The following is an 11,721-nucleotide window of genomic DNA, read 5'->3' as shown; positions in this document are numbered from 1 at the left end:
GAACAGCCTTTGAATTATATATTCAATCTTACAGTCTAAAACGAGACAAAGTCTCTTTCAGCTCATTCGATACATTCTCCAGCTGCGATGATAGATTTACCAGCTGACTGCTGACGCTTTGCTGCTCTGTGGAGAGAGAAGCCACTTCTTCCGAAGTTGCAGAGGATTCTTCGGCTACCGCACTCACATTACTCATCGCTTCCGAAAGTACATTCTGAGATTCATTCAGTTCATCAATCGAATGCGTTACCGAATCCAAGGACTCAATAAAGTCGACCATCTGCTGCTGAACGGATACGAAGATATCGTTCGTTTCCTTAACAGCATCCATCTGACCCTTGAAGAGTGGGTTCGCGTCCAGCAATACCTGCACGGTTTCATTCATCTCGGTCATGATGCGATCTGTAATCTGGCTGACCATATCGATGGACTGCCTGGATTGGTCTGCCAACTGGCGAATTTCATCGGCCACGACCATAAAGCCTTTACCAGCCGCCCCGGCACGGGCCGCTTCGATGGTTGCATTCAATGAGAGGATGTTCGTTTGCTTCGTAATGTTCTGAAGGACGTCAAGCACTTTGACAACGGATGAAGTCGTCTCCTTCAAGCCATCGACCTTGTGCATCATCGAGCGGGTCATATCCTCGGTTTGATGGGTCTTATCCAGCAAGTCGCTCAAATGCTTCGTTCCAAGCTCACTTGCGCTTTCCACGTGACGGGCCGATTTGCCCATCTCTTCGTTGGCGGAAACGACAATTTGCATCTGCTTCGAGATGTTGTTGGTCAGATCGCTGCCGCGTTCGGCTTCAACCGCCAGACTGCTGGCACCGTTGGCAATTTCCTCGGTAGCTACGGCAATTTCTTTGGCGGAAATAGCCGTCTTCTTCGAGGCATCGCTTAACTCGGTAGCCGTTCTAAGCACTTCCTGAGCGGTATTGCTCGTTTGCTGAACGAGTCCGGTGATCTGCTCCATCATATCGTTAAAGCTTGCGGAGAGCTGACCGATTTCGTCTTGGCTCTTATGGTCTGTACGAACATTCAAATTGCCTTTGGCGCCTTCTTTCATCAACAGGTTAAGCTTGCCTAATGGACGGGCAATCATTCTTACCATCCAAATCCCGATCAGAATGGCAAAAATAACGTCGATGGCAGCCACGATAAGCGTGATGACCAGGATGCTTGAGGCATCCTTCGTGAGCTCGCTGGTTTGGACAGATCCTACGAGTTTCCAATCGTTAGCGCTGAGCGTATTGTACACCGCCAGAACCTGTCTTCCGTTCTCATCCTTGGTTCTTACATTATCCGTTCTGGAGTCCTCCGGAAACTCCTTCGCAAACGTCCAGGCGGTTTCGTTACCCACAATGGAAGACTCGCTGGAGGAGACAACGATGCCTTCCGGACTGATCAATTGCAGTTGGCCGTTCTCGCCCAGGTTGATCCCCTTCAGATGCGTATCCAATACCGAGGCATTGAGTTCAAACATAACCACATACGTTGAATTCAGATCATTCATAGACCCCAAAGAACGAGCAATCGTGAAATATGGAGCTCCGCTGTTCTGCATCGTTGGCAGCCACATTATCTTCTTGTTGCCTTCCTTCAGTTCGGCATACCAGCTTTGCTCAAGGACAGTTTTGGAGGATTCTGAGGTTTGACCTGCCGATATGATCTTCTCTCCCTTGGTAGGAATCAGATAAATGGCTCTGATCGACGAATCCGATGTAATCTGATTGGATAGTTTATCGCGAATGCTGCGCTCCACCGTAAATGAATCGTAATCGCTTAACTTTTTATCCGTGTATTCAGACAATAACTTCTGCAATTCAATGTCATAGAAGATTGATCTACCGGCATTCTCATACTTCTCCAGAATGATGTCGATTTTCTCAGAGGTTTGAATGATCGTCTGCTGATTGCCGTTCGCAGCATTCTTCTCAATCGTGCTCTTCGCCTTATCGTACGACAGATACCCCAAGACGATAACAAAAAATACAATAGCTGACAAAAAGATCAGGAACAACCGGATTCCGACGGATTTCGCCGGGTTCATCGGCATCCGGCTTATAGCCGTTCCCACGTTTGAAAAGAACGACTTGGCAGTATGTATCCCTGTTGATGCCGAAGGTTTTTCCTTTTTCTCTTTAATTCCTCCGGGCTTCTTGTCCTTTTTCGGCTTCTTATCATGCTGCTCAACTTCTGACATTAGCTGTTCACCTACCACAATCATATTATTAATACGTCGGTCCAATCCCTTGAAACGTATTCGTTACTCTTTATTTCGACAATTGGAGGTGTTTTCCTTTGGGTTTTCGCAAAAAAATAATTCTTAATCCCTAATTTTTTTACAAATAAAAAGAATCCAAGGTCCATCCACAGACCCGGATTCTCAATTGTGTAGTTCTAAGTGACTATATTTTTATTTTCCTTTGCGTTTTCTCATCATATCAAAATGACGCACCGGCTGGTCCACCTTCATGCGAATAAGCTGCAAAGGATGGCGAGCTGCATCAAGTTCATTGCCATTCTCATCCCTAATAGGACCAACTGACTGCTTAAAGAAGGTTCCTTCCGGTCCAAAAAACTCGATTTCATCCCCAGGCCTAAAATGGTTTCGCTGCTGAATGACGGCCGTTCCCGATTTCTCATCATACTCCATCACCAAGCCGGCGAAGTCATAAGGAACCGCCTTCTCTTCCGGTTCATAGATATGATCCTCATGATCCGGTGTATCATAGAAAAATCCGGTATTCAGCGGTCGATTGGCCGCTTTATTAATTTCCTCGATCCATTCCGGCTTCAATACATAATGCTCAGGGTCAGCCATATAGGAATCAATCGCCTGTCTATAAACATTGACCACAGTCGCTACGTAATGGATCGATTTCATCCGTCCTTCAATCTTGAAGCTGTCGATTCCCACCTCAATCAGATCCGGAATATGCTCGAGCATACAGAGATCCTTCGACCCCATCGTAAACTGGTTGTCTTCCGGCTGGAACAGCGGGATCTGCGTAACGCCCGGTTTGAATGGGGACGGAGCAGGGGCCGGCTGTTCTATCAACTGCTGCTCTTCCGATACCCACTGGCCTTGATCTTCTCTTCCATCCACAAACAAATCGTATTTCCAACGGCAGGATTGGCAGCATCCGCCCCGATTGGAATCACGATCCGTAAAATGATTGGATAACACGCAGCGACCGGAGAACGAGGAGCACATCGCGCCATGGATAAAGGCCTCGATCTCGATGTCGACATGTTCTTTAATCGCTGCGATCTCCTCCAGGCTCGCCTCGCGTCCCAGTACAACCCGCGGCAATCCTTCGTCCTTCCAGAACTTCACGGCCTGCCAATTCAATGTGGATTGCTGTGTGCTCAGATGAACTTCGAGCTTGGGTGCAGCACGTTTGGCCACCTCAATTATAGCCGGATCTGCAGCGATGATTGCCGCAATGCCGGCTTCCTCCAAACTTCGCAGGTAGGATTCAATTCCCTCAATGTCCTCATTATGCGCATATATGTTGGTTGCTACAAATACTTTAGCGCCGTATTTCTTGGCGAACTCCACGCCCTCTTTCATTTCTTCAAAGCTGAAGTTGTCCGCATTGGAACGAAGGCCGTATTTCTGACCCCCAATATATACCGCATCGGCGCCATAATGCACCGCAAATTTCAATTTTTCCAAATTACCAGCCGGGGCGAGCAATTCCGGCTTATCCAGGCGATAGCGTTTGCCCTTATACTTTGGCTGTGCCATTGCTTCCATGCTGTCCACTCCTTAATAAACTTGTTCCTTATAGAAAAATCCAAATGACAATTCACGTTCCGGATCCTGAATAGCGCGGATTCCGTCCATCCACTCTTCCTGAAATGCATAAGTTGAAGCATCTGCAGCATATAGATCAATTGCTTGACGATAAGTTCGAATGACCAGCTCATTGTAATGCCGCGGCTTCAGCAGCGTCTCTACCTTAAAGCTGTCAACGCCTGCTGCCATTAAGAGATGCAGATCCTCCAGAATGCAAATATCCTCCGAACTCATAATATGGGTTCCGTTGATATCCTCATAGATCGGATACTTCTCTTCTTGACGCTCAGCTTCAATGAGAAACAAACCGCGCTCCTTGCCAAGGCTGCCCTCATTCACGGGCCTGCCCTGCTGCTGCATATAGCTGTTGACCAGGCGTCTCTTGGAATGATAGATGTTTGTCATGCCATGAACCTGAACCTGTGCTTCCAGCTGAAGCTGAGGCTTCATGTCGGTTACCTCATCCATATTTAATTCACGCGCAAGAATAACCCGGGATGCGCCTTTGCTTCCCCAATAATTGGCCGTTGAGTAGTTGGTGGCGGTCATTTCTGCATTCCAATGAAGTTTTACCTGTGGAGCCAACTCTTTTACGGTAGTGAGCACCGATGGATCGTTAAATTCCACCGCGTCTACTCCGATCTCTCCGAGTGCCTTAACATAGACTGGAAGCTCAGGCAGCAAATCATTCGTCATCAAATTGTTCAAGCTTACGTATACTTTACTTCCTCGCTCATGAGCAAGCTGTACGACTTGAGTTATTTCGTCCAATGTCAGACTGCCGGGCAATCTCATGCCGAATCGATCTTCGCCGACGAGCAGTGCATCGGCTCCCGCTTCCAGATAAGCAGCGGCATCAGCCACGGACCCGGCTGCCGCCAATAATTCAGATTTGATACTCATTTAAAAATTCCTCCCTACATAGAGGGTGTTCAACAAGACTCTTCTGAGTACGAAGCTAGGATCTGTTCCTTGTCAGCAGCGTATCAGGGGAAATGCTAAACACGTAATATTATTATTGTTGTGCCATCTTCTTGCTGGTCTCGATATTCTTCAAATGCTCTTTATACGTTTTGGCAAACAAATGCTCTTGTGTACCGTCTTTCTTTGTCACATAGAACAAATATTCGGATTTCTCCGGATTCAGGGCAGCCTGAATAGATTCCAGGCTCGGGCTTGAGATGGGCCCAGGCGGCAAACCCTTTTGACGATAAGTGTTATACGGGCTCTCAACCTCCAGATCGGCATAAAGCAGTCGTTCCTTCGGTTTATCTAACAGATATTGAACGGTTGCATCGATTTCCAGCCTCATATCCTCTTCCAATCGATTATAAATAACGCCGGCCACCAGGGCACGCTCCTGATCTGCAACCACTTCCCGCTCAACCAGTGAAGCGATGGTCATGAGTTCATGGAATGTCACGCCGCGAGCCTTTAACTGATTCTCCCAACCCGGAATTTCAGCCAAACGTTTCTCCGTTTCTTTCAGCATGGTTTCTACAATGCCTGTTGCCGTGATATCCTTTTTCGGTAACTCATAGGTCGCAGGGAACAAGTATCCCTCGAGGTGATGCCTGAGGTCTGCTTCTTGGGGAATTTCTCCTGCAATCGGAACATCCCAGGCAGTCTGATCCACAACCTTCAGAAATTCCTGCTCATCGATTCCGCTCTCGTGAGCGATCGTCTCTGCCATCTGAAGGATCGTATATCCCTCAGGGATCGTGAAACGAACCATCTCCTCGGGCTTCACTTCGCCTTTGTTCATCTTCGATAATAGTTCCTTGAACGGAGTGCCTGGGGTTGCCTCATAGGTTCCTGCCATCAGACGGCTTCCTTCCCCGCTAAGCTTTAAATAACCTTTAAGTATAAGGGCATTCTTGATCAATCCCTTTTCCTCAAGCAGATCGGCGATAGAGGACGTGCTCATGCCGGACTCCACGGTGAATTCGACAGGAGTTTCCGAGCTGTGAACGGGCTGTAAACCATTCCATACGTAGAATACGGCCCCACCCGCAACTAGGATCAGGACCAATACTGCTATTGCCAGTTTCTTCAATCTACTCATCCCTTCACACCAAAAGGGGCGGACAGCTCCGCCCCTTCCTGAACTTTCATTTGAAAATTAAGCATGTGCTCCTGTAGGAGAGAACTTAATCCTCGTCACCTTCGGGAAACGTCAGCTCATCATAGAGCTCCGACACATTCTCCCATTCCTCGTCGTCATCAATTGTTGCCAGCTGCAATCCGCCGTCCTCACCCTTGACGATACGAAGCACCTCGTACTCCTCATCGGTTCGATCCGGCTGAACCAGAATGGCATACCCTTGACCATCCACTTCAAATTCGGCGGCAATATCATAAACCTCGATATGGCCTTTTTCGTCCTCAAGCTCTACACTCTCACCGAATGCTTCCTTAAGTACTTGGGTCCATACGATATTCTCAACCGAAAAATCAGACATCATTCGTCTCTCCCGTCCAGCTCTTCCACGAGCGTATTGAAGGTTTCTTCAACAATGGCCCATTCTTCGTCATCTTCAATCATAAACAATTTCAAGTCTTCTCCGTCTTCCTCATAACGGAAGGCGTAGACCTCGTCTGTCTCTTCGTCGGCAGACTCCCTTGGTACGACCATCATATATTTAGCATCCGAGCCATCCACTTCGAATTTCATGATGACTTCGAATTCTTCCTCGTTGCCTTCATCGTCGGGAATATAAATAATTTCCGGTTCTTCTTCCATACCAATATGCTCATTAGCCATTGTAATCACCCTCACCTTTACCTTTTAGAATCCAAGTAGTTTTGCAAAATCAAGCTTGCCGCCATTTTATCTACAACCTGTTTTCGCTTCTTTCGGCTGACATCGGCTTCAAGCAATGTCCTTTCAGCGGATACTGTTGATAGCCGTTCATCCCAAAGGTGAACGGGTAAGGATAGGGACTCTCGCAATGTACTTGCGAATTCCATGCAGATTTCGCCCCGCGGACCAATCGTGCCGTTCATATTTTTAGGCAAGCCGACCACAATCTCACCGACCTCGTTGTCTTTGACGAGTGCGGCAATTCTGTCCAGTTCGCCTTCATCACGGCGGCGCTCGATAACTTCAACCCCTTGGGCCGTCCATCCGAACACGTCGCTTATGGCAACACCGATTCTGCGGTCCCCGTAATCTAATCCCATGATCTTCTTCATCCCTGTGTGCTCCTAACGGTGACTGGCTAAATAGAACCGGACCAGTTCTTCAATCAATTCATCTCGCTCTTTTTTCCGGATCAAACTTCTGGCATTATTGTGCCGAGGTATATAAGCTGGATCCCCGGACAAAAGATACCCTACGATTTGGTTAATCGGATTGTACTCCTTCTCTACCAGCGAATCGTATACCGAAAGTAGAATGTCCTGGGCGGAAGCCTCCTTTTCATCACCTTTTACATTGAACTTGACTGTCTTATCCATGGAGTCCATGTGTGACACACCTCGCTTCTTCAAAGAACATGTTTACCATGCTTCGTCGAATAAATATTTACCAGCTTGATCTAGTTATATCATAACATAATCCTAAGTCTCTACGGAAATCGAAAGCGAAATATTTAGAAAGTGTTCCAAAAAATTCGGGATTGTGTACAGCAAAATGTTGGATCCTGCTTACTATTGCTTGCTGTACACAATCTGGACAAATCTGTTACACGCCCCGGGCTATGAGATCCTCAGCATGCTGCAGCGCCTGGGCGAGTTTGGAAGCATCCTTGCCCCCCGCTTGTGCCATATCCGGACGGCCCCCGCCGCCTCCGCCACAGATCGAAGCCACTTCTTTAACGAGCTTGCCAGCATGGTAGCCTTGCTTCACCAGGTCCTGCGGAACGGCTACGACGAAATTCACCTTGTCGCCCGCTTTGGAGCCGAGCACGAGGATCGTCTCCGGAAGTTTGCCCTTCAATTCGTCTGCAATGCCACGGAGTCCATCCATACTGCCAGCCTGCACTTCAGCTGCAAGCAGCGACGTGTTCCCTACCTGCTTCACTTTATCGGTCAAATGGCTGGCTTCAATGGCTCCAAGCTTGCCTTGCAGGGACTCGTTCTCCCGGGCAAGATCCTTCACCTGTTGGTTCAGGCCCTCGATCCGCTTCGGCACGTCCGCAAGATTGCTCTTCAACAAGCCGGCGGCTTGCTTGAGCAGGTCCATTTGCCCCTCCAGATGCACATAAGCGTAGCGGCCCGTTACGGCTTCAATGCGGCGAACGCCGGAGCCGATGCCGCTCTCGCCAAGCAGCTTGAAGATTCCGATCTGGGATGTGTTGCCTACATGGCATCCGCCGCACAGCTCGATGCTGTAATCTCCGACCTGGACGACACGGACGATATCTCCATATTTCTCTCCGAACAATGCCATGGCACCCATCGCCTTCGCTTCATCAATGGCCTTGCGCTCGATAACGACCGGAATGCTCTTCCACACCTGTTCATTCACGCGGCGCTCAATATCGGCCAGCTCCACCTGCGTAATGCTGCCGAAATGGGAGAAGTCGAAGCGCAGACGCTGCGGTTCAACAAGCGAACCTGCCTGATTGACATGATCGCCCAGAACTTCCTTCAATGCTTTATGCAAAAGGTGTGTGGCTGTATGGTTCTTAACGATATCATTGCGCATAGCGGAATCCACCTGCGCCTTGACCGTATCGCCCACCTTAAGCTCGCCGAGCTCCACGGTTACGAAATGCACGTGCTGTCCATGCGGAGCCTTGAAGAGACCTTCCACTCGGGCACGTACAGATCCGCCTTCCAAAATGCCCTGATCGCTGACCTGGCCGCCGCTTTCGGCATAGAACGGGGTAACGTCCAGAATGACCTGACAGGTCTCGCCTTCACTGACGCTGTCTGCAAAGCTGTCACCGGAAACAATGGCGAGCACTTTAGCCTCGCTGACGGTGTCATTATATCCAACAAATTCACTTTTAACCGTATAATCGGAAAGAACGCCGCCTTGGACCTTCATGCTTTCCGTTTCATGACGGGCCGCACGAGCACGGTCACGCTGTTCCTTCATCGCGGCATCAAAGCCTTCACGGTCCACGGTCAATCCGTGCTCGGACGCATAATCCTCCGTTAAATCAAACGGGAAGCCATACGTATCGTACAATTTGAACGCGTCGCTGCCGCTGATTACCGATTTGCCCTGCTTCTTCGCTTCTGCGCTCACGTCTGCCAAAATGTTCAAGCCGTCAGAGAGCGTTTTGTGGAACTGTTCTTCTTCCGTTGCAATGACCTTCTCAATAAAGGCGCGCTTCTCAACGACCTCTGGGTAGTATACTCCCATAATATCGCCTACGGTTCCGGTCAAAGTATACATGAATGGTTTGTCCAGCCCGAGCACCTTTCCATAACGAACCGCACGGCGGAGCAATCGACGGATGACATAACCGCGGCCTTCGTTGGACGGCAGCACGCCATCGCCTACTGCGAAAGCAACTGTCCGGATATGATCGGCAATGACTTTCAGCGCGATATCGTATTCCGTCTTCTCATTGTATTTAACGCCGGCAAGCTCTGCCGTCTTCTGGATGATTGGTTGGAACAGGTCGGTATCGAAATTGGACGCCACATTTTGCAGAATGGAAGCAAAGCGCTCGAGTCCCGCACCCGTATCAATGTTCTTGTTCGGAAGCGGTGTATAGCTGCCGTCCTTGTTGTGGTTAAACTGGGAGAATACGAGGTTCCATACCTCGAGCCAGCGTTCATTCTCACCACCTGGGAACATTTCGGATTCCGGAGCATCCGTATCGTATCCTTCACCGCGATCATAGAAAATCTCGGTACAAGGTCCGCAAGGTCCTTCGCCGATATCCCAAAAGTTTTCCTGCAGCTTAATAATGCGCTCCTTCGGGAGACCGATTTTTTCGTTCCACAGCTTGAAGGCTTCCTCGTCTTCCGGATACACGGTAACAGACAGCTTCTCCGGATCGAAGCCGATCCATTTCTTATCCGTCAGGAACTCCCAGGCCCAGGTAATAACTTCTTCTTTAAAGTAGTCCCCGATGGAGAAGTTGCCCAACATTTCGAAGAACGTATGGTGACGACGGGTTTTGCCGACATTCTCAATATCATTGGTCCGAATACATTTCTGCGAGTTCGCAATTCTCGGATTTTCCGGCTTCACACGCCCGTCAAAATAAGGCTTGAGCGGAGCCATGCCTGCATTAATCCAAAGCAGGGACGGGTCATTGTGTGGAACAAGCGATGCACTTGGCTCAATATTGTGGCCTTTCTCTGCAAAAAACTCTAGCCATTTGGAACGGATTTCACTAGCTTTCATCTCTACACTTCCTCCAGTCGTAATATAGGTCCGAATCACTTGTATTCGAACACAAAAAACGCCCCTGAATTGAATTCAGGGACGATGTTCTCGCGGTACCACCCTGGTTATCGTCCATTCGTCCTCCAGCAGAAATTTCCTGGAACAACATATGTAACGATCGCCTCGTAACAGCTGGATAACGGGAGCTACCCGGTGAATTTGAATCACACTCAAAAATTAGCATTCGGCATAGGTTCGCTTCCAGGTTCTCGCAGCCAGCCGGAATTTGTCCGGGCAGGAACCTGTTCTCTGGGCAAGGTACACAAAGCCTACTGGATTTTCTCATCGATTTGTACGGTTATAGGTTTACCATTTCAAGTATATATAGGGTGAAACTATCTGTCAATGCATGAGCATTGCAGCTGAGACTGGAGCCTTCAGCCAGATTTCCTTCTGACATAATAGGCGAAAAAATGCTGCAGCAGCACTTTGATGACGGCAAAGACAGGAACAGCCAAAATTAAGCCTACGGTTCCTGCCACCTGTCCACCGACAAGTAGTGCAAATATGATCAGGAGCGGATGCATATGCAGCTTTTTGCCTACCACTTGCGGCGAGATGACATTGCTCTCCAGCGTTTGACAGACCATATTAACCACCGCCACCAGCAGCACCATCTTCCAGGAAATCGTAGATGCCATCACAAGCGCTGGAGCCGCGCCGAGGAAGGGGCCCAAATAGGGAATGATGTTAAACACCGCCACGATGCTTGCCAATAGCAGCGCGTAGGGCATACCCACGATCATGTACCCTACATAGGCTAGTACGCCGATAATTAAGCATACCAGGAACTGTCCGCGGACGTAATTCCCGAGGGCCGTGTCGATCTCTTTCAGCAGCGTGACAATCGACTTGCGGCGGCTCCGCGGCAGATAGGATACGGCGGTTCGCTGGAACACCTCAAAATCTTTTAATATGTAGAAGATCAGGAACGGAACAATTAACACATTAAACAGGATGTTGATGGTGTTGCCGATATTGTCCATGAAATCCGAAATTCCCCCGGCCAGCCTTGATTCCATCTGCAAGAACCAGCTGTTGACGCCTGTCCTTACTCCCGGGGGCAGCAGCCTGCTGTCCAGATTGGTCATCAGGCTCTGGGCGTTCATCGATAATTCAGGCAAATGCTCGTTGAGCTCCTCCAGCTGCCGGATCAGCATCGGAATCATATTGATCAGAATGACGGTAAGTGACGTCAGAAAGACAGCGTAGATGAGCAGCACCGCCATGCTACGCGGAACTTTACGGTCGGAGAGCATGCATACTATCGGATTGAGCACATAAGATATGATCATGGCAACCAGAAATGGCGCCAGGACAGCCTTGAGAAATCGATAGACATCCAGAAACAGCGGACGCAGCAGCCAGACAAAGTAAAGAGAGATGAGTCCAAGCATTAACCATACCAACAATCGAAACCATTTGTTCTCGGTCAGCTGTTCCACACAGGCACCCTCCTTTTTCGAAAGCTACCCTGTAGTATATGTACAAGCTTCCAGAAATAAACTAACATTTCCGCAGGCCAACACGAAAAAGACTCCCTGCTGCTCAGCCATATAGA

At 49.0% G+C, this 11,721-nt stretch carries 10 protein-coding genes; all 10 read right to left on the bottom strand.

Annotated features, from left to right (window positions below; all coding sequences use genetic code 11):
* Positions 1 to 28: 28 nt before the first annotated feature.
* Positions 29 to 2,203, bottom strand: coding sequence for a methyl-accepting chemotaxis protein (locus ACOZB4_RS12235; protein WP_379415464.1), 2,175 nt, complete (start codon positions 2,201 to 2,203; stop codon positions 29 to 31).
* Between the two features lie 213 nt (positions 2,204 to 2,416).
* Entirely contained in the window at positions 2,417 to 3,763 is a 1,347-nt protein-coding gene (locus tag ACOZB4_RS12230; protein WP_379415462.1) for a peptidase U32 family protein, read from the bottom strand.
* Between the two features lie 12 nt (positions 3,764 to 3,775).
* A complete protein-coding gene (locus ACOZB4_RS12225; RefSeq protein ID WP_379415460.1) occupies positions 3,776 to 4,708 on the bottom strand; it encodes a peptidase U32 family protein in 933 nt (310 codons plus the stop codon).
* Positions 4,709 to 4,820: 112 nt separating this feature from the next.
* Entirely contained in the window at positions 4,821 to 5,861 is a 1,041-nt protein-coding gene (gene mltG, locus ACOZB4_RS12220; protein ID WP_379415486.1) for an endolytic transglycosylase MltG, read from the bottom strand.
* Positions 5,862 to 5,955: 94 nt separating this feature from the next.
* Positions 5,956 to 6,267: a DUF1292 domain-containing protein gene (locus tag ACOZB4_RS12215; RefSeq protein ID WP_179090578.1), complete on the bottom strand. Its 312-nt coding sequence runs from the start codon at positions 6,265 to 6,267 to the stop codon at positions 5,956 to 5,958.
* The gene (locus ACOZB4_RS12210) at positions 6,267 to 6,569 is read right to left on the bottom strand and encodes a DUF1292 domain-containing protein (protein ID WP_076320459.1); all 303 of its coding nucleotides are present in this window, start codon (positions 6,567 to 6,569) and stop codon (positions 6,267 to 6,269) included. Before ACOZB4_RS12210 ends, ACOZB4_RS12215 begins: the two co-directional genes overlap by 1 nt.
* 17 nt (positions 6,570 to 6,586) lie before the next feature.
* A complete protein-coding gene (gene ruvX / locus ACOZB4_RS12205; RefSeq protein WP_076320458.1) occupies positions 6,587 to 7,000 on the bottom strand; it encodes a Holliday junction resolvase RuvX in 414 nt (137 codons plus the stop codon).
* Between the two features lie 12 nt (positions 7,001 to 7,012).
* Positions 7,013 to 7,273, bottom strand: a complete 261-nt coding sequence (locus ACOZB4_RS12200) for an IreB family regulatory phosphoprotein (RefSeq protein WP_006208869.1) — start codon at positions 7,271 to 7,273, stop codon at positions 7,013 to 7,015.
* Between the two features lie 217 nt (positions 7,274 to 7,490).
* Complete coding sequence (alaS, locus tag ACOZB4_RS12195; protein WP_379415455.1) at positions 7,491 to 10,118, bottom strand: alanine--tRNA ligase; 2,628 nt, start codon at positions 10,116 to 10,118, stop codon at positions 7,491 to 7,493.
* 419 nt (positions 10,119 to 10,537) lie between these two features.
* On the bottom strand, positions 10,538 to 11,605 hold the full coding sequence (locus tag ACOZB4_RS12190; protein WP_339292753.1) for an AI-2E family transporter: 1,068 nt from the start codon (positions 11,603 to 11,605) through the stop codon (positions 10,538 to 10,540).
* Positions 11,606 to 11,721: the final 116 nt, after the last annotated feature.

The organism is Paenibacillus sp. NPDC058898 (assembly GCF_049316025.1).
GTDB lineage: Bacteria > Bacillota > Bacilli > Paenibacillales > Paenibacillaceae > Paenibacillus_AQ.
The sequence above is the reverse complement of the archived record's forward strand: the minus strand, read 5'-3'. Positions and strand labels throughout refer to the sequence as shown.

Bases quoted from the DNA above. Each gene is read 5' to 3' on its own strand.
- ACOZB4_RS12235 (WP_379415464.1), bottom strand. From the start codon at position 2,203: ATGTCAGAAGTTGAGCAGCATGATAAGAAGCCGAAAAAGGACAAGAAG.
- ACOZB4_RS12230 (WP_379415462.1), bottom strand. From the start codon at position 3,763: ATGGAAGCAATGGCACAGCCAAAGTATAAGGGCAAACGCTATCGCCTG.
- ACOZB4_RS12225 (WP_379415460.1), bottom strand. From the start codon at position 4,708: ATGAGTATCAAATCTGAATTATTGGCGGCAGCCGGGTCCGTGGCTGAT.
- ACOZB4_RS12215 (WP_179090578.1), bottom strand. From the start codon at position 6,267: ATGTCTGATTTTTCGGTTGAGAATATCGTATGGACCCAAGTACTTAAG.
- ACOZB4_RS12210 (WP_076320459.1), bottom strand. From the start codon at position 6,569: ATGGCTAATGAGCATATTGGTATGGAAGAAGAACCGGAAATTATTTAT.
- ruvX (WP_076320458.1), bottom strand. From the start codon at position 7,000: ATGAAGAAGATCATGGGATTAGATTACGGGGACCGCAGAATCGGTGTT.
- ACOZB4_RS12200 (WP_006208869.1), bottom strand. From the start codon at position 7,273: ATGGACTCCATGGATAAGACAGTCAAGTTCAATGTAAAAGGTGATGAA.
- alaS (WP_379415455.1), bottom strand. From the start codon at position 10,118: ATGAAAGCTAGTGAAATCCGTTCCAAATGGCTAGAGTTTTTTGCAGAG.